Origin of the sequence: Paenibacillus aquistagni, assembly GCF_900177815.1 — a bacterium.
Taxonomy (GTDB): Bacteria; Bacillota; Bacilli; order Paenibacillales; family Paenibacillaceae; genus Paenibacillus_B; species Paenibacillus_B aquistagni.
This window is the reverse complement of sequence record NZ_FXAZ01000002.1, coordinates 443362-462151: the sequence shown is the minus strand read 5'-3', so window position 1 is coordinate 462151 and position 18790 is coordinate 443362. Positions and strand designations below refer to the sequence as shown.

The following is an 18790-nucleotide window of genomic DNA, read 5'->3' as shown; positions in this document are numbered from 1 at the left end:
ATTGAAAATATAGTTCTAGGGAGAGCGATGAAATGACAATACTGGTCACGGGTGCTGCTGGATTTATTGGATTTCATGTAAGCAAGCAGCTGCTTCAGCAAGGCTATGAAGTAGTAGGCGTGGACGCAATGAACGATTATTATGATCCGATGCTGAAAGAAGCAAGATTAGCACAGCTGCTTGATCATCCTGGGTTTACCTTCCGCAAGCTGCAATTAGAGGATAAAGACAGTGTGGATGAGCTGTTTCGTCATAAGAGCTACAGACGAGTGATCCATTTGGCAGCGCAAGCCGGCGTGAGGTACAGCTTGATTAATCCGCACAGCTACTTGCAATCGAATCTGACAGCATTCGGTCATGTGCTTGAAGCATGCAGGCATCATCAGATTGAGCATTTGGTATATGCTTCTTCAAGCTCGGTGTATGGAGCGAATGTGAAAGTTCCTTTTTCCGTTCAAGATCCTGTTAACCATCCTGTCAGCCTTTATGCCGCTACGAAGAAGGCCAATGAGCTAATGGCTCATTCCTATAGCCATCTCTATGGCATTCCTACGACAGGGCTTCGCTTCTTTACAGTATATGGGCCTTGGGGGAGACCCGATATGGCTTACTACAGTTTCACGCAGCGTTTGGTGGCTGAACAGCCGATTCAGCTGTTTAACTTCGGACAGATGAAACGCGATTTCACCTATATCGATGATATTGTGGAGGGCATCGTTCGTGTCATGGATCATATTCCTAGCACGAATCCAGAGTGGAATGCTTTGGAGCCTGATCCAGCTACAAGCCATGCCCCTTATCGTGTGTACAACATAGGCAATCATGATCCTGTGGAGCTGACGACTTTTATTGGCATTCTGGAGAAGCTGGTTGGCAAGAAAGCCATTATTGAGCTTAAGCCGATGCAAGATGGGGATGTTGAATCGACATTTGCGGATGTAGATGATTTATTTCGAGCGGTATCCTTTAAGCCAAGCACATCGCTTGAAGAAGGGCTTGAACGCTTTATCGAGTGGTATTCCAGCTACTATCAGGTTGCTGCTGCTCCTTCTCTTTCTTTGAAGTAACGCATTCAAATTCATAAATTGAGGTGTTGGTATGAAGGTAGGTCACGTGTGTACCTCCGCGCTGATGCATAAGCTGCTCGTTGACAAATTAGCGTTAATGCAGGATAAGGGCTACGACATCCATCTCATCTCCTCAAAGGAAGGGTACAATGAGAAGCTGGTTGCAGGCTATAGCATGGAATTCCGATTCATCCCGATGAATCGAAGCATCCATCCTATTCAGGATGTGGTTTCGATCTTTCGGCTGATGCGGCTCATCATGAAGGAGAAGTACGATATTATCCATACGCATAATGCGAAGGCGGGGGTGATTGGCAGAATCGCAGCATGGTTATGCCGAACACCGCTCATTATTCATACAACCCATGGCCTGCCTTTCTATCAGGGGCAGCGGGGGCTGACCTATCATATGTACCGCTGGATGGAGAAGGTCGGGTCCTGGTTCTGTCACGGCATTGCTTCGCAGAACAGGGAGGATATGGACAAAATTAAGGAATACGCTCCGCGCAAGCTCGTGCTGTACGAGGGCAACGGCGTGGATTTGGAGCGTCTGGACGCTCATAAGGCTGCTGCTTCGGTGGAAGCCATTCAAGCTTTGAAGCAGCAATATCATATTCCGATGAACCATAAGGTGATTCTGGTCGGTGCAAGATTTGAGCCGGTCAAGAATCACTTTTTTTTATTGGATGCCTTGAAGCTCTTGAAGGAACAGTCGGATATCCCCTTCACCTGCGTGCTTGCTGGGCAGGGACCGCTTGAACAGGAAGTGGTCCAGCGCATCGCGGAGCTAGGTCTTAAAGAACAGGTGGTGCTTGTTGGCTATCAGACCAACATCTATCCCTATATCGAGATGGCCGATGTCGTCTCGCTGACGTCTGAGAAGGAGGGAATTCCGAGAATTGTGATGGAATCGATGGCCTTTTCGAAGCCAGTCGTAGCAAGCGATGTGCTTGGCACCCGTGAGCTTGTCCAGTCCGAAGTGAGCGGCGTGCTGGTGCCGTATCTTGATGTTCATGCTCTTGCTGCTGCGTATCATCGGGTTCTATCCGATGAAGGGCTGAGATCAAGCTTAGGGGAGCAAGGCCGCAGCATTATTGAAGAACAGTTCACCGAGCAGATTGTAAGCCATCGGATTCATGAATACTACCGTGAATTGCGCAAGAAGGATATGCCCAAGAAGAAGCAGATCAAGCTTCCAATGTCGAAGCAGCGAGGCGTTCATAAGGATGAGGCTTCCCGATTGCAGCAGTAATGTGATCGGGACGTCTTGGCTGGCTACCGCCTCACGAATGATAACACAGAGAAATCAAAAAGAGATGCAAATAAAGGAGAGTAAAACGATGAAAGTAACAAAAGCCATTATTCCAGCAGCAGGGCTGGGAACACGCTTCCTGCCTGCGACCAAAGCCACGCCAAAGGAAATGCTGCCAATCGTCGATAAGCCGACGATTCAATACATTATCGAGGAAGCAGTAGCTTCAGGCATCGAGGACATTATCATCATTAGCGGCCGCGGCAAACGTGCGATCGAGGACCATTTTGACCGCTCGATTGAACTAGAAGAAACCCTTGAAGGCAAAGGCAAGTGGGAGGAACTGACAAGAATTCGCGAGATCAGCGAGCTTGTCAATCTCCACTATGTGAGACAAGGGCAGCCCAAGGGACTTGGCCATGCTATTTGGTGTGCGCGTTCCTTTATCGGCGATGAGCCCTTCGCGGTGCTGCTTGGGGATGATATCGTGCAGTCCGAGGTGCCTGCCCTGAAGCAATTGCTGCAAGTGTATGACAAGTACGAACGCTCAGTCGTTGGCGTGCAGGCTGTAGGTGATGATGAGGTGGAGAAGTATGGCATCATTGCACCGATTCCTTTTCCTGTTGAGCCTAAGGTAAAGAGAGTCTCGGCATTCGTGGAGAAGCCAAAGCGGGGAGAAGCCCCTTCCAATTATGCGATTATGGGGCGCTATGTGCTGACGCCGGATATCTTCAATCATCTTCGTGATTTGCCTCCGAGCACGGGTGGGGAAATTCAGCTGACAGATGCGATTCGCCTGCTTAATCAGCATGAGGATGTGCTTGCTTACAGCTTCGAAGGCGTTCGTTACGATGTGGGGGATAAGTTTGGGTTTATAAAGGCAACCATTGATTTTGCGATGGAGCGTGAGGAATTCAAAGCTCCATTAATGAACTACTTGCGTGCGCTTGTGGAAAAAAATTATGCCCGTGCGGGGAGGTTATAAGCATGCGTCGACTTGCCGTAATAGGAACAGGTTATGTAGGTCTAGTTACAGGTTCATGCTTTGCTGATATTGGCAATCAGGTCATTTGCTGCGATATCGATGCAAGCAAGATCGAGAAGCTTAATCAAGGGATTATCCCGATCTATGAGCCAGGCCTGCAGGAGATGGTTGTGAACAATCAAGCGGAAGGCCGTCTTGCCTTCACAACGAATATCGCTGAGGCGGTTAAGCAGTCAGATATTATTTATATCGCGGTAGGCACGCCAATGTCCCCGCATGGCGAAGCGGACTTGACGTATATCTATGCTGCGGCCAAGAGTATTGCGGAAGCGATGCAGGACTATAAGATCATCGTGATCAAGAGTACCGTGCCGGTAGGTACGGGCCGAAGCGTGCAGATGCTGATCGCCGAGCATACGCCGCATCCTTTTGACATGGTGAGCAATCCGGAGTTCCTGCGCGAGGGCTCTGCGCTTAAGGACTGCATGTCGATGGAGCGCGCAGTCATTGGTGCCACACATTCGCGTGCAGCTGATGCGATTGAGGAGCTTCATGCGCCATTTCGCACGCTGGTGTACCGCACAAGTCTAGAAAGTGCGGAAATGATTAAATACGCGGCCAATGCCTTTTTGGCAACGAAGATCTCCTTCATTAATGAGATCGCCAACTTGTGTGAAGAGACGGGAGCCAATGTGGCAGAGGTATCAACGGGCATGGGGCTGGATAGCCGCATCGGCAGTCAGTTTCTCCAAGCGGGTATCGGCTATGGGGGCTCCTGCTTCCCTAAGGATACCGAGGCGCTGCGCTTTATATGCTCGAAGTCAGGAGTGTCTTCTCGATTAATCAACGCAGTAATCGAGACGAATGCCAAGCAGCGCTATGTGGTGCTGAATAAGCTGCAGCATGCGCTTGGCAACATGCAGGGGCGCACGATTGCTGTATTGGGTCTAGCCTTCAAGCCCAATACAGACGATATGCGCTATGCCCCGTCTGTCGATCTCATTCCAGAGCTGGTGGCAAGAGGGGCGCATGTAAAAGCCTATGATCCGATCGCTCTCGATGAGGCGAAAAAATGGATTCAAGAGGATATTCTCTATACCCAAGACATGTACGAGGCGGTTGCAGATGCGGACGCCTGCTTGATTCTTACGGAGTGGGATCAAGTGAAAAGTATGGATTTAGCGCGTCTCTACTCGCTGATGCGGCAAGCGGTAATTGTAGATGGACGCAACTGCTTCTCCTTAGATGAGATGAGCTCACACGGCTTCTATTATTCGAGCATCGGTCGAGCGGTGGTTCATTCTCAGCTTGAGGTAGGCATTGGATAATGATGGCCAAGATTAGAATCGGCGTATCCGTTGTCGTCGTCGTTGCAGGAGTCGTTCTTGGCTTAATGATCAAAGCCATGGCCGCACAGGCTCCTGACATCGAGGTGTTTGCCTCCGATGTCCCCGTGTCTATTCCAGTAACGAATCCAGCCCAGCTAGATTATCTAGATGGGCTGGCTGATAATTTGAAGAAGATCAACACCTCCTGCAAGCAAAAATGCATCAATGTGAAAAAGAGAGGCGTTTCTGCAAGCGGCAAGGATGTACGTGTGAATCTGCAAAAAATTATTGACGAGGCAAGCAAATCCCAGAGCACCGTCTACCTTCCAGCTGGAACGTATGGCATCAAAGGGGTTCTTCATCTTCGGAACAACGTAACGCTCATCGGAGATGGCGAGAAGACGGTTCTAAGACAGCTGCAATCCAATAAAGAGCTTGTTTCCATGGAGAATGTAAGAAATGTAACGATCTACAATGTGAAGCTGGATCAATCAAAGGTGAAGCATACGACTCGTGAATCGAATCATACCATTCGGATCATGAACTCGGCTGCCATCCAAATGAGCAAGCTGGTCATTAAAGGCTCCGTATCCAAATCACAGCAGGAGTATGGGGATGCCATCTATGTCGCTCAGAAGAAGCTGTATTCCAGAAAAACCGAGCAAATCGTAGCGAAAAACATTGTAATTGATGGCGCATCGCGCAATGGCATCGCAGTAGTTGGCGGTCAAAATATGCTGTTTACGGATATAACGCTTAAAAATATGAGCCATAAGCTTAATGCTGCTATTGATATTGAGCCTGATACAGGGGCAGAAGTGCGAAACATTAAGTTTCATAATGTTGAAGTGAAGAATGAAAATATTCATGTCTGGACCGAGACCGGAACCATTAACAACATCGTGTTGGACAAGGTGAGGGCGCTTGAGGGTAGGCTGATCATCAAAGGGAAGGTCAATAATGTCTTATTTACGAATGGCTCAGCTCCTTATGTCACGATAGAAGTAGAAAAGGACGAGACCTTAAGACCGAAAAATGTGAAGCTTCTGAACTCCACTTTCTCCAATACGAAGCTTAAGGAAGTTGTGTTTATGTCCGGGGAAAATATTATGATTGAGAACTGCATCATTAAGGGCGGGACGGAGTACGGCGTTCGTGATGTTGGGATCAAGGGCTATTTTGTAATGAAGAACACCCAGGTATACAACAGCAAAGGCGACGGTGTATTCTTGTATCGCGCCAAACATGTGGAGCTGATTGGCAACGAAGTGTCTGAGAATAAAAACTATGGTGTCATGCTGGGCAATACAAGCCGAAGCACAGTAGATACAGTCGTCATTTCAGGTAAAAACCAATTTTATAATAACGGGCGGGATGAAATACAAATCAGGCTTCCTAAGTCCAAAATCATTATCGGGCCAGAAGAACAGATTGAGGGCTTTTAAGCTTTTCCAATAAGACAAGCCTGAAGCTGGAGGGGGTTCACATGAAAGAGAGGGTGCATCAAGCAGCGATTAGCGAACCGGACACATGGACAGCAGCAGACCTGCCGATATGGGCCAAGCAAATATCGAGAAAACACCTAATAGCAGCTATGAGGGCGGCAGAACCTGATCTATTGCCCGTGGAGAAAGGAACCAAAGAATCCGCTGAGCCTGTATGGACGATTGCCCTGACAGACGATTCTCCGTTATCCTATAAGCGGATTTCGGCACGCTCGGTAACCGATTATGGGGCTAAAGGCGACGGAGTTCACAACGATGAGCCTGCTATTATGAAAGCGATCTTACAGGAAGATACGATCTATTTTCCAAACGGGCAGTACGGGATTGGCAGCACGCTTCTTCTCCGTGGACTGAATCAAAAGAAATTCGTATTTCACCCTGAAGCGAAGCTTGTTCATCTGAGGATGGCAGAGGGAAGTTTGCTTCAAATTCATCACTGCAAGGCGCTTACTTTTTATAATTTGTCAGTGCACGCTTTTTGCAGAAACGCGCCAAATGCCATTCTAGTGATGCGTTCTGATCATGTTGACTTTCTAGGCATAACCCAAATCACGTGTTCTTCTGCGCGATCGTTTGTGATTGGAGGCGCTTCGCATACCATTACTATCGAGACGTTAATCATGAATCATTCAACGGCTGCAGAAGGATTGGCTTTGTTGAACTGCAATAACATCACAGTAGGAACATTAGTCCGAACAGGAGGATAGCATCGCTTCTTGTTATTAAGAATAGAATAGCAGGTGAGCAAAAAGGGGCAGTGCTCACCTGCACATGGTATGCTCTATGGCTGGAATTGTACAGCTGAAGGGAAGCCAGGGGATGGCAAGCCTACAGCATGATCATATCAAGAGGAAAGCACCTCGGTATTGGTATTCATTAAGGCGAAGGTTGTGGTTACCTTGCCTCTGCTGCCCCTGCGGTAGATAGAATTGAAGAGGCTAAATGAATTCAACAGCGAGATGTTGTTGTAACGAACATAAATGTTGCTGTTATTGGTCAGGTTCGCGATGTAGAAGGACACCTGCTTTTTATTTGAGACCGGATTCGCTTGAACAATCATATTGTCTTCGAAGAAGACGAAATCGAGGTCGTTGTTGTGCGCGTCAATGACCACGGCCGCGGCATATTCGTAGGCCACAGAAGGATTCGTCCAGTTCATAATATGGTTCTGGCTGAACGTCAGTGACTTGTGTTCGCCGTACACGAGAATACCCGTTCCACAGTCGGCGATCATATTGTCCACACAATGAATGTTCTGCGTTCCATTGCCTTCAGGATCGTATAAGCGAATGCCAATCAGGCTGTTCATAATCTTGTTGCTGCTTACAATGCCCTTGCTAGCTTGAAAGTACATGGTGATGCCATAGCCAAGGCCAGAGCCCTTGCAAGTATTTCCCTTAATAATGAAATTTTCCAAAGGCTGGCTTACCCCCGTCGAGCTGCCGAAGCCTTGCGCCGTGATGTCAGCATTGCCGCTGCCTTCTATCGTGTTGTTCACCACGGTTGTTCGTATGGCTCCGCATATCCGAATGCCGTGCTCCAAGCTGTTGATTACGGTGCATCCATCTACTAGAGTATCATAGGCTTTGATGACCTCGATGCCTGAACCGCCTGTGGTGTTCTCTACCTCGCAGTGAAGGACTTGACAGTGCATCGACCAGCCTGTCGCATCATCATAGCCGACACGAATGCCGGAATCGTCCGTGTTGTATACACGGCAGTGCTCTACCTTGCAATGCTTAGAGGCACGAATCCGAATCGCCCGACTTTCTGCGCTGCCTGGATTGATAATGTCTCTGACCTGCAGTTCGCGAATGGTCACATGCTCCGCATTATTTACCTGTATACCGTCTTTGCCTACAGCACTCATGCGGAGAATCGAGATGTTCTTGCCCTCGCCGCACAGGGTCTGATTGGAATGCACCTTGATCGTATTGCTGATGACATAGGTTCCTGCTGGAAAAAAGATTACACCGCCGGTGGAGGCGTCGATGGCACTTTGAATGGCAATCGTATCATCGTGGACATTATCGCCATATGCACCATAATCTTTGACATTAATGCCGATAACCTTACTCAATCTAATCACCTCTCTCATTATTGCAAGTATGAAATAGTTTCACGTTATATTATGTTGAAAGCAAGATATCGGTGCTCAGCTAGGATGGATTGGGAGTGATAGATGTGAAGAAATATTGGTCCAAACGCAAAAAATGGGAGAAAATTCTCCTTGCTAGCTTCCTCGTTGTTCTCCTACTTGTGGTAGGGAGCGGAAGCTTTATCTATTACAAGCTTCAGCATACGGCAGAAGCAATCTATGAACCTTTGCCGCCTAGCGAGTTCCGAGTCAAAGTAGGAAATTTCAATCCTACGCCAGCACACGATGACACGAAGGAAACAAGTGCAACGGCATCCCATGTAGGGCCTAGAGTGCCAAGCCTAAAGGACGGGGACCCGTTTACGATGCTTATTATGGGTGTGGATGAGCGGGATCATGATCGCGGACGCAGTGATACCTTGATCCTTGCGGTTGTGAATCCGAAGACGCCCGCGGTGACCCTGATTAGTATTCCGAGAGATACGATGACAAGCATCATAGGCAAGAACAAGGAGGATAAGATCAATCACGCGTATGCCTTTGGCGGTGTGCCGATGGCTGTGGCAACGGTGGAGCAGATGCTTCAGATCCCAATTGATCATTACATCAAGACGAATATGCAGGGCTTCGAAGAGATTATCGACGTACTGGGAGGCGTAGATATTCAAAATAAGCTGGCTTTCTCGCTGGATGGACAATACTTTGAAAAGGGGCCGCTTCATCTTAGCGGAGAGAAGGCGCTTGCCTATGTTCGCATGAGGAAGGCGGATCCTAAAGGGGACTTTGGCAGAATGGATCGCCAACAGGAGGTGCTCTCTAGTCTATCAAATAAAGCACTCAGCTTTGAGGGGGCTTTTCAATGGGTTGGCATGATTGACAAGGTCAGTGAGCATGTGAAGACAAGCATTCCATCCTCTGAGTGGACCAAGCTGATGAAGAATTATAATCAAGCGCTGTCTCACTTGGAACGAGAATCTTTAAATGGATCCGGAATCCGGCAAAACGGCATCTACTACTATGTGCTGGATTCAGGTGAGCGTGAACGGATGCATGACATCATAATCAAGAAGCTAGGCTTGTAGGATGTGCTGGCAGCCTGCAAAGTGTAACGAACCCTCGCATCGTCATCAATAATAAGGCAAAGATCCTTATGAAAGGGAAGCCATCTTCAGTTGCCCTAGAATGAATGATTCGGGCACACTGCAGCATGCGTCTCTATTCTATGTCTTTCATGAGGGTCTTCCCACCCCTTTCTCCTTTCTATCATCCTCTATTTCATTCATCACTCAGCGTTATCCCTACCATTATTTCTCTCTTTAAACTTGTCAGGCATTCATCCCCTGTCTCCAACATATGCTTAATAACATATGAAGCGGTTCAGGACAAAGCGGGAGTTGAGAAGCTTGCAAAGATATGACACGGCGTTAGACGGCGTATTTGTATTAGAGCCTACGATCTTCACTGACCCTAGAGGTTTTTTCATGGAAAGCTATCATCAAGAGCGATTATTAGAGCTTGGCCTAGATACAATCTTTGTTCAAGACAATCATTCCTTGTCTGTACAAGAAGGTACGATACGAGGATTGCATTATCAAGAAGCACCTTGTGCGCAAGCGAAGCTCATTCGAGTGCTCCACGGCTCCATCTGGGATGTCGCGGTCGATATACGGCCTGATTCCAGCACCTATGGACAATATGTGGCTGTTACCTTAAGTGCAGTCAATAAGAAGCAGTTGTATATACCGCATGGCTTTGCACACGGCTTCTGCACCTTGGAGCCTCATACTGAGGTGCTCTACAAGGTTGATGCTTATTATGCGCCAGCGCTTGACCGCGGCATTCGTTGGGATGATCCCATGCTCGCAATCCCTTGGCCGCGTACAGACGTGCTCTTATCTAATAAAGATAGACAACTTCCTTATCTCAGTGAGCTGTAACTTCATCTAATGGAAGGAGGGACAAGGGCATGTCTAGATCACTTGTTGTGGCAGTAACAGGGGCGAATGGGCAGCTTGGCAGAGATGTTCTGCATGCGCTTAAGCTTCGCGGCATAACGGGAATTGGGCTAACGAGAACAGAGATGGACATTGTGGATCAAGCACAAGTCATGCATACGCTTGTGCCCTTGAAGCCTGACGTGATCATTCATACGGCTGCATATACGCAGGTGGATCAGGCTGAGTCCGAACGCGATCTCGCCTACCAGGTTAATGCTTACGGTGCGCGGAATGTGGCGTGTGCAGCTGCTGCTATCGATGCGAAGCTGATTCACATCAGCACAGATTATGTGTTTGACGGGCGGGCTAATAAGCCTTATGACGAGTTCACACCCGTTCGCCCTGTTAATGTATATGGCGCCTCCAAGCACGCAGGGGAGGAGCTTGTGATGCAGTGCCATCGCAAGACCTTTCTTATAAGGACTTCATGGGTGTATGGCCATCACGGTCATAACTTTGTAAAAACGATGCTGCGGCTGGCGAAGAGCCAATCTGAGCTAAAGGTCGTGCATGACCAGATCGGCTGTCCAACGTATACGATGGATTTGGCAGAACGGCTGGTGGATTTACTTTTTACGGAATGTTACGGGGTGTATCACATTACGAATGCGGGCTCTTGTTCTTGGTATGAATTCGCATGTGCAATCATGGAGGAGAAGGGACTTCAGGTGAAGGTGCGCTCGGTTCCAACCTCGCAATTCCCTAGACCTGCCAGGCGTCCATCCTATTCTGTACTGGAAGGGATGGCGTTAAGGCTGCAGGGATTTGCACCGCTTCGACCGTGGAGAGAGGCTCTTCGCGAGATGCTGGCATCGACAATCTAGTGGACACGTCAGGCGGATAGAGGAGTAAGTGAAAAGGGGGCAGGGAAGGGAAGATGCGGTGTGCAGTATTGGGAGCGCTGGCTCCTGCTCTTGCGATAGCCATCCGAATAGCGCGGATGAAGCGGGATTGCTGGCTTGTTGTATCCGATCGCCAGGAGGCAGACCGCATACAGGAAGAGGGAGAGAGGCGGATTCTATGTACGGTCAATGCTTCTTATGCCGTAAGAAGAGCGGATCTCATCATCTTGGCGGATGGCGTGCTGCCCTCGATAACACGACCGGAACCAGAGGAATGCAGCACCTTACAGAGCACTTTCCACCTGCATCCTACCGCCTCCTCCCTTATCGCTTGGCTGGATACGAAGCTTCGCCCAGAACAAATGCTGCTGCTGTGTGCTCATGTTGAGCCCGGCACCACCTCCCTCCTGCGTTCATCTCTGCACGCAGAAGTGGCCTTTATGGCTTCGAGCACCTTTCATAGGCCAATGCCTATCCTACTTGGCACGAAGGATGGACAGGCCGTTCCCATGCTCGTGACATGGTTTCAAGGGATGCGCCGCGAGCTGTGCTGGCAATCCGATTATGATGCGGAGATGCTGCAGGATTATGCGGCGACAGCCTTGCAAGGAGGAAGCGGATCGGATAAGGGGATGAGTCAGACGAGCAGGCAAAAATGGCACCAGCTTCAAGCGAAATACGGTCCGTTTGGCGTAAAGACTGAGCGCTACGGAGATTGGCGCTATTCCTAAGAAGGAAATGTATTCCTGTAAACATTTGTGCAAAAACCATTGACACAGGCTTAGAAATCGCTTACATTATGGATACGTTTTGTAACTCTTATGTAGCGATTCAACCTAATGGCGAGTAAGGGGGAAAGTTCGAATCATGAATGCATGTAATGCTATCTACCATCCGTCGTTGAGCCCTGTTTATTGTATCGGCTGTTCATCCCAACTGACACGCGAGCAAAGCAAGCTGCTGTTCCGCACGGGTTACGTACGAGTAGGCATGCCTCTTGGGGCCTGCGAGAGCTGCATTGAGAAGAACGAAACCCTTCGCAGGCTGTGGACTTCAGTGTCCACCGATACCTCCTATGACTATCTGCTGCTTCGCGAGAAGCGAGCTTAGATAGGCCTCTCCTTATCTTATCTTTACATGATTCCGTTGTTTGTATTCCATACATGTCGCCAGCATACTTTGATTACATATGAACGCTCGAATACTCAATATGGATCTATTGATACTTGAACACCTGTCATTGTCATAAAAAAGAAGCAAGCGAATGTTATCCCGCTTGCTTCTCCCGATGGGTATTCGCTTCGTGTTCAGCAGCCGTTGAGGCTTGAGACGCTTGACGTGAAGGCTGCTCCTTCCGCTCGGTCAAGCTGTTTCCATTCAGGCAGCCGCCCTCTTGTATTACGAGCCACTGAGATTCGCAATTCCCATTTAGCATGCCTGTCGAGGTGATCGTCAGCTTGCCTTCGCATTTGATTTCTCCATTCATTTCCCCAGAAATAATGACATCTCTGGCTGTAAGCTTAGCATGGACCTCTCCTTGATCACCGATCACAATGGTTCCTTCACATGTAATTTCACCGTGAAAGCTGCCATCAATCCGCAGATTGGATGGAACCATAAGCGAGCCCTCCACTTGCGTTCCGTAGCTGATCAGTGAATCGTTAGGCCTGGCTTTGCTGTGATGTTTAGACTTTTTCATCATTGTTAATCAACGCTCCTTTTCTAGCTTGGTTGCAGTTGCAGCTGTTGCAGCTTGGATGTATGACGATGCGCCAAGGGACATAAGGGCAATTGCCTGATAAGCTAGCTTCTGTTCTTAGCGCTGCTTAGACGCGCTCCCTGCTGCTCAGGTTCTGCTTGGAGGTAAGGGTAGGGGTCAATCGGTGTTCCCTTTTGTACAATTTGAAAATGAAGATGGGGACCCGTGCTATGGCCGGTTGTTCCCATTGTTCCGATTCGTTCTCCCTTCTCAATGGCGGCGCCAACATCAACTTCTGCTTTGCTGAGATGCATGTACCAGCTTTCCAAGCCACTCCTATGCGAGAGGATGATATAATTGCCTCTTGCATAATGATAGCCGGTCTCAAGCACCTTGCCTTCTGCTGCTGCATAGATGGGATCCCCGATCTTGCCGCCAATGTCTAGACCAGCATGGAAGGCTGCATGTCCGGTAATCGGATCGGTTCGATAACCAAAGCTTGATGTGATCCTTCTTGAATTCGTCGGCCAATAAGAGGGTGTTCTGGCGATATGCTGCTGCTGCTCTTTAGCCATGGTCAGCATGCGAGGGGTCGTTTTTTCCACTTCGTTCAGCATTTCCTGAACACGCTTTAAGTTGAAGCTTGATTGCTCGGCAAGCCGAAGCAAGGAGTCGTCATCATCAATATCTGCTTGCACGAGAGTGATGAGGGAAGGCGCATTTGATGATCGGCTTGACACGGCATCCTCGCTGATATGCTGCTTGACGAATTGTTCGAGCTCTTGCTCCAGATCATGGATTTGATCCATCTGATCTTGCACGATTTTAGTCTCCTTCGCCAAGCGAATGACTTCCTGCCGCAGTGTTCGAATCATCTCATCCTTGTTATTGACGGTGATCTCTAGCGCCATTTTTTGCTGTTCAAGCTGATCTTCAAGGTCATGAATGCTTTGCTGTGAGGTCAGCTGCATGCTGAGAATGAGTCCAGAGACAGACATTAAGGCTGCAATCGGGACAGATATCACAAGCAATTTGGGAACACGAACCTGCTTAACCGCTCGTTCGGCCTCGCGAATGACTAGCACTGTCATCGAGTTGCTCCGCAAGCGCTGCTTCATCTTATCACCTCACTCTAGTGTAGTCATGTCCTTACTCTTAAGAACACTTTATTCGAATCTCGTTGGAAACATGACCAAAGACCCGTTGATTTGTTTCGCCCCTTTCTTTTTTTGTCCAATTACGTTATAACGAGAAGATGAATGAAGCATAGGGAAGATGGGAAAGGCTGAATGTATTGCCCATCTTGTGAATTGGGGGAACAGATAGATGACATGGGTCGTTTTTGGAGTCATATTATATATCTTTCAGCTTCTAACGATCGTTATCATTGAGAACAAGCATCCATCGAAGACGGTGGCCTGGCTCATTATCTCGTTTTGCGTGCCGATTGTCGGCTTTGTCCTGTACTACTTTATGGCTCAGGACTATACGGCAAGACGAAGAGTCCGCAAGCGCTGGTTTGTGGAGAACATGGTCGAGAAGCTGCAGATCGTACATATTGTTAAAAAGGCGCAGGAGCTCCGCAATACGGAGCTGCACTCGCAAGAACGGCTGTTTGAACTTATTTCTTCCCTCTCGGAAAGCCCGATCACCGGCAACAACAAGACGGAAGTGCTTACCAATGGGCGTGCGACGTATGATGCTATATTTGAGGCGATTCGCGCGGCGAAGCATCATGTTCATGTGGAGTTTTACATCTTGAAAGATGATGTCATTGGACGCATGTTTCAGAAGCTGTTGATTGAAAAGGCGAAGGAAGGCGTTAAGGTGCGTGTCATTGCCGATGGAGTCGGCAGCATTGAGCTGAAGCGAAGCTATCTGAAGCGCTTTGAAGAAGCGGGCGTCGAGTTCCACTGGTTTCTCCCGCTGTGGGTGTCTTTTTTCCGCAGGCGCCTCAATTATCGCAATCACCGCAAGATTGTGGTGGTGGACGGTAAAGTCGGATTTGTCGGCGGCATCAATATCGGAGATGAATATTTGGGCGGCGACCCGAAGACCGGATTTTGGCGGGATACTCATCTGAAGATTGAAGGCGATTCGGTGTATGTGCTGCAGGTCGTTTTTTTACATGATTGGGCTTTTACCACGAAGCAGCGTCTGCTCTCGCGTGAGCTGTTCCCTCCGCAGGACCTTGTCGGCGATGAGCAGGTGAAGATTGTCGCAAGTGGGCCGGATACAAGCTGGGATGCAATTCAAGAGCTGTATTTCGGCGCCCTTAACCACGCGAAGGACCGAGTATGGATTATAACCCCTTACTTTATTCCTGACCCCGGTAATATGCTGGCACTAAAAACAGCAGCTGTCAGCGGCATTGATGTCCGCATCATCATTCCGCATAAGTCGGATTCCAAAATTGTAGACTGGGCCTGCCGTTCTTATATTGAGGAGCTGCTTCAGTCCGGCGTGCGCTTCTATGAATATTATCGCGGCTTCCCGCATGCGAAGGCAATGATAATGGATCGCTCCATTGCATGTGTGGGTACGGCCAATATGGATATGCGAAGCTTCTTTTATAATTTTGAGCTGAATGCCCTTATGTTTGACGAACAAGCGATCGATCGGCTGGAGCAGGACTTTATGCAGGACTTTGAAGACAGCAAGGAGATGGATTACAAGCAGTTTATGGAACGCTCCAAGCTACAGCGCGGCTTAGAGGCGCTGTTCCGTCTCTTGTCGCCGTTGTTGTAACGAGGCAGTGGAGATCTGCTTGCTGCTAGGAAGCTAATTCTTTGAGAAAGTCTCGCGAGCCTGCAGCAAGCTGCCCTCACCTCTGCGCGGAGAGAAAGGATGCGATGATGGGCTGGAGCGCCTGAGGCGGGAAGCTCGCGAGCAGGTCTCCTGTATGCTCTAGGCGCTGCGCAGCATTGCGCAAATGGAAGTCTCGGGGCTTGGGCTTCTTAGCTACCTCCTCCCAATATAACGGCATCGATAGGGAAGCGTAAGGAGTTGCACGAGGGGTATAGGCAGCTGCAATCGTCCTGCCGATATCGTGCTGGGCATAATCAATATAGATGCGGCTGCCCCGATCTTTCTTCAGGCGTTCGATCGTAAACAACTCGGGATGCTGTTCGCATAAATATTGCGCGATAAACCGTCCGAACTGCTTCAGCTCCTCCCAGGATGGACCGGGATGGAGCTTGACCGTTAGCTGCACGCCTGTTGCTCCAGATGTCTTGGGAAGGCTCTCAATGCCTAGCGACCGCAGGAGCTGCCCGACCTTCATGGCCGCATCCATGATTCTAGGCTCATCTGGAATAGAGGGATCAAGATCGATAATCCATTGCAAGGGTTGGCTGGAAGTAAGCGCCTCAAGGGATGGATGGAATTCTATACAAGCCAAGTTGCCAAGCCAAACTAAGGTAGGCAGCTTATCCAATACAATATAGCGATGATCGCCCTGCCAAGCGGTAGTGACATATTCCGGCGTTGGTTCAGGGCAATTTTTTTGAAAGAAAGCCTCGCCATGGACGCCATCTGGATAACGGATTGTAGTCAGATATCGCTCGTTGCAAGCTGGAATAAGAAAGGGGGCAAGCTCAATGAGGCATTTGACATATTCAAGCTTGGTGAGCTGCAGCTCCTTCCACAGCAGCTTTTGCGGGTTGGTGATTTGAATCTTGTGGCCATCAATAGGCAGCATATATCCTGTGCTCATGCAAAGGTCCCTCCTTCATGCATTTGATCCCACGGGCAGGGCGACAAGCTTCGGGTGGCGAAGCACACCGGCGGCTGTCCACTCCAAGGCGGATACTTCCACTGGAATGGGCTGCTTGAACCATACAATGTTCTCTTTATTCAGCTCTGAAGGCAGCAATAATGATTGGGGAGGCTGCTCATTAGTGCCCCCTTTTGCCGCCCAAGAGCTCAGGAGCTCTCGATGCTGCTCCTTCATGCCAATGCTGACACGGCCGATATAGATTCCATCCTGCTGGAGGAGCATCAGGCTCGCAATCCGCCCGTCCCGAACGATATACCCTGCTGCAAGCGCACGGAGCTGAAGGGATTTCTTGATCTTATACCAATCTCGATGCTGCTTGTCCTCTAGATAGCAAGACTGTCTGCGCTTGCTTACCACACCTTCCCACTCATTCGCTTCCACCCAAGTCCACAGCGCCTCACCATCCTGAAAGGCATCAGTGACCAGCAGCTCGGCTGTACAATCTTGAAAGATGTCGAGCAAGAGCTGATGTCTCGCCTCATACGGCAATTGGCGAAGATCTTGACCTCTCCACTGTAAAATATCGAAGATCACATAAAGGACAGGTGCTCGCTCCGTCAGCGCACGCGTGGTTCGCTGACGCTTCAGTATAAGCGGGAAGGAAGGCCGATTCAGCACGGGATCCATCACGATCGCTTCGCCATCCAGCACATAGTGGCTTCCTTGAAGGGCAGGGCAAGCGAATAGCGCCCGCTGAATCGACTCGAAGGCGCTGGTACGCTTCTCCATCTTGCGTGTATAGAGCTCGACTGCACCTGAATCGCTTGCTTCGGCAAGCAGGCGAATGCCGTCCCACTTCAGCTGATGGAGCCATTCTTCGCCTTGCGGGATAATCTCAGCTGAGATGGGGGCCATCGGTGCGAAGGCTGGCCCCAATTGAAACGGTGAAAGCCTGCTCATGAAGAAGCAGGCTTTCTGCCTCGCCGTGTCGGCGCAGGCGGTGCAGCTTGCGCTTCAGCGCTGCGAGCGAAGTCTTCGCCCGCGGCGGCGGTGACGGGCTCTGCGGCGCGCGTGCGTCTGCGCCTTGGCCTTGCGGCGCGATCCGCCTCCCCGCCAGCTGCCGGCTGCGCGCTGCTGCCAGCGCCCGCGGCTTGCTGAGCCGCTTCGGCAGCGGGGCTAGCGCCTAGCACAGGCTCGGCCGCTGTGTTTTTGCGCGGCCGCCCCCGCCGCTTGACTGGCGCAGCGGGGATCGCCGCCGTGTCGGCGCCGCCAGCCCCCGCTAGCGCGCCGCTCGCGGCAGCTGCCGCCTGTGGGCTGCCTGTGGCAGCAGCCTGCGGTGCCTGCCCCGCTGCCGCAGGAACAGCGGCACCACCCGGCGTAATGCCGCCAGCCGTAGGCACAGCCTCGCCAGCCATAGGCACTGCCCCCGCGGCAGGCTTGACAGCGCCAGCTGCTGCCTTGCCGCGAGCCCTCGCGGAACTTGCAGGCTTAAGTCCCGTATCGGGCATGACCGGCTGCATCGCCTGAATGCTCGCCTGCAGGGCTGCCATCAGATCGGCAATCGGCGGCTCATTGGCTGCCTCCGGCGCACGCTTCACCTCTTTGCCCGCGATCTTCTCTTGAATGCGCAAGAGCATGCGCTCGCGGTGCTCATCCGTATATTTCTCTGGCTCGAAGCTTGCTGAGAGCTGATTAATGAGCATTTGCGCAAGCTCCAGCTCTCGCGGATTAATGGAGACGGCGCTCGGAATATTCGGTACCTGAGAGACATTGCGAATCTCATCAGGATAATACATCGTCTCCATCACAAGACAATTCTCCAGCACCCGGATCGCTGCCAGACTGCTTTTGTCGCGCAGCGTCACCTTGGCGATGCCAATCTTGTTTGTGGAATGGAGCGCTTCGCGGAGCAGCTGATAGGCATTGCCACCAGCCTGATCCGGGGACAAATAATACGTTTTCTGATAATACACGGGATCAATATCTGACAGATCGACAAAGTCTAATATGGTGATGGTTCGATTGCCCTCATCCTCCATCGATTGCAGCTCTTCCTTCGTAAAGAGCACAAAATGCCCTTTCTCATATTCATATCCTTTTACAATATCCGACCACGGTACTTCCACCTCGCACACGGGACACTCTCGAACATAGCGAAGCGGGCTTCCGCATACTTCGTGAATCATGCGCAGGGAGATGTCCTTATCCTGTGCTGCAGTATGCATTTTAACGGGAACGTGGACAAGCCCGAAGCTGATGGCTCCTTTCCACACAGTATGCATGGACTACGCCTCCTGCC

The 18790-nt window shown here is 50.1% G+C and carries 18 protein-coding genes; 12 read left to right on the top strand and 6 right to left on the bottom strand.

The window, feature by feature from the left end; translation table 11 throughout:
• Positions 1–32 precede the first annotated feature (32 nt).
• The 6 genes from B9Y93_RS10820 to B9Y93_RS10795 all read left to right on the top strand — a co-directional run bounded on the left by B9Y93_RS10820 (position 33) and on the right by B9Y93_RS10795 (position 6844).
• On the top strand, positions 33–1067 hold the full coding sequence (locus B9Y93_RS10820; RefSeq protein ID WP_085494413.1) for an NAD-dependent epimerase: 1035 nt from the start codon (positions 33–35) through the stop codon (positions 1065–1067).
• Between the two features lie 31 nt (positions 1068–1098).
• Positions 1099–2319 (top strand): glycosyltransferase family 4 protein, encoded by a 1221-nt coding sequence (locus tag B9Y93_RS10815; RefSeq protein ID WP_085494412.1) that lies wholly within the window; start codon positions 1099–1101, stop codon positions 2317–2319.
• Positions 2320–2407: 88 nt separating this feature from the next.
• Positions 2408–3304, top strand: coding sequence for a UTP--glucose-1-phosphate uridylyltransferase GalU (gene galU, locus B9Y93_RS10810; RefSeq protein ID WP_085494411.1), 897 nt, complete (start codon positions 2408–2410; stop codon positions 3302–3304).
• 2 nt (positions 3305–3306) lie between these two features.
• The gene (gene tuaD, locus B9Y93_RS10805; RefSeq protein WP_085494410.1) at positions 3307–4632 is read left to right on the top strand and encodes a UDP-glucose 6-dehydrogenase TuaD; all 1326 of its coding nucleotides are present in this window, start codon (positions 3307–3309) and stop codon (positions 4630–4632) included.
• On the top strand, positions 4632–6077 hold the full coding sequence (locus tag B9Y93_RS10800) for a right-handed parallel beta-helix repeat-containing protein (RefSeq protein WP_085494409.1): 1446 nt from the start codon (positions 4632–4634) through the stop codon (positions 6075–6077). The genes tuaD and B9Y93_RS10800 overlap by 1 nt, the downstream gene beginning before the upstream one ends.
• Before the next feature lie 41 nt (positions 6078–6118).
• Positions 6119–6844: a glycosyl hydrolase family 28-related protein gene (locus tag B9Y93_RS10795; protein ID WP_085494408.1), complete on the top strand. Its 726-nt coding sequence runs from the start codon at positions 6119–6121 to the stop codon at positions 6842–6844.
• A gap of 137 nt (positions 6845–6981) precedes the next feature.
• On the opposite strand, the gene B9Y93_RS10790 is transcribed toward B9Y93_RS10795, so the two are convergent.
• Positions 6982–8217, bottom strand: a complete 1236-nt coding sequence (locus B9Y93_RS10790) for a right-handed parallel beta-helix repeat-containing protein (RefSeq protein WP_176228897.1) — start codon at positions 8215–8217, stop codon at positions 6982–6984.
• 104 nt (positions 8218–8321) lie between these two features.
• Between B9Y93_RS10790 and B9Y93_RS10785 the strand changes: the two genes are divergently transcribed.
• The 5 genes from B9Y93_RS10785 to B9Y93_RS10765 all read left to right on the top strand — a co-directional run bounded on the left by B9Y93_RS10785 (position 8322) and on the right by B9Y93_RS10765 (position 12184).
• Positions 8322–9317 carry an LCP family glycopolymer transferase gene (locus B9Y93_RS10785; protein ID WP_139829163.1) on the top strand — a complete coding sequence of 332 codons (996 nt, stop codon included), beginning with the start codon at positions 8322–8324 and terminating at the stop codon, positions 9315–9317.
• Positions 9318–9638: 321 nt separating this feature from the next.
• On the top strand, positions 9639–10172 hold the full coding sequence (gene rfbC, locus B9Y93_RS10780; protein ID WP_085494405.1) for a dTDP-4-dehydrorhamnose 3,5-epimerase: 534 nt from the start codon (positions 9639–9641) through the stop codon (positions 10170–10172).
• A gap of 29 nt (positions 10173–10201) precedes the next feature.
• Complete coding sequence (gene rfbD, locus B9Y93_RS10775) at positions 10202–11056, top strand: dTDP-4-dehydrorhamnose reductase (protein WP_085494404.1); 855 nt, start codon at positions 10202–10204, stop codon at positions 11054–11056.
• A gap of 53 nt (positions 11057–11109) precedes the next feature.
• Positions 11110–11805: a hypothetical protein gene (locus tag B9Y93_RS10770; RefSeq protein WP_085494403.1), complete on the top strand. Its 696-nt coding sequence runs from the start codon at positions 11110–11112 to the stop codon at positions 11803–11805.
• Positions 11806–11941: 136 nt separating this feature from the next.
• Positions 11942–12184: a hypothetical protein gene (locus B9Y93_RS10765; protein WP_085494402.1), complete on the top strand. Its 243-nt coding sequence runs from the start codon at positions 11942–11944 to the stop codon at positions 12182–12184.
• 157 nt (positions 12185–12341) lie between these two features.
• Here the strand turns inward: B9Y93_RS10765 and B9Y93_RS10760 are convergent, their stop codons facing one another.
• Positions 12342–12776 carry a bactofilin family protein gene (locus B9Y93_RS10760; protein ID WP_085494401.1) on the bottom strand — a complete coding sequence of 145 codons (435 nt, stop codon included), beginning with the start codon at positions 12774–12776 and terminating at the stop codon, positions 12342–12344.
• A gap of 101 nt (positions 12777–12877) precedes the next feature.
• Positions 12878–13891, bottom strand: a complete 1014-nt coding sequence (locus tag B9Y93_RS10755) for a M23 family metallopeptidase (RefSeq protein WP_085494400.1) — start codon at positions 13889–13891, stop codon at positions 12878–12880.
• A gap of 208 nt (positions 13892–14099) precedes the next feature.
• Between B9Y93_RS10755 and cls the strand changes: the two genes are divergently transcribed.
• Entirely contained in the window at positions 14100–15521 is a 1422-nt protein-coding gene (gene cls / locus B9Y93_RS10750; protein WP_085494399.1) for a cardiolipin synthase, read from the top strand.
• A gap of 76 nt (positions 15522–15597) precedes the next feature.
• Here cls and ligD read toward each other — a convergent pair whose 3' ends face one another.
• From ligD to ku, 3 genes are read right to left on the bottom strand one after another with little or no spacing between them, the layout of a single operon-like run.
• On the bottom strand, positions 15598–16488 hold the full coding sequence (gene ligD, locus B9Y93_RS10745) for a non-homologous end-joining DNA ligase (protein WP_085494398.1): 891 nt from the start codon (positions 16486–16488) through the stop codon (positions 15598–15600).
• Positions 16489–16503: 15 nt separating this feature from the next.
• A complete protein-coding gene (locus tag B9Y93_RS10740) occupies positions 16504–17451 on the bottom strand; it encodes an ATP-dependent DNA ligase (protein ID WP_085494397.1) in 948 nt (315 codons plus the stop codon).
• Entirely contained in the window at positions 17448–18773 is a 1326-nt protein-coding gene (gene ku, locus B9Y93_RS25190) for a non-homologous end joining protein Ku (protein ID WP_085494396.1), read from the bottom strand. Before ku ends, B9Y93_RS10740 begins: the two co-directional genes overlap by 4 nt.
• Positions 18774–18790 lie beyond the last annotated feature (17 nt).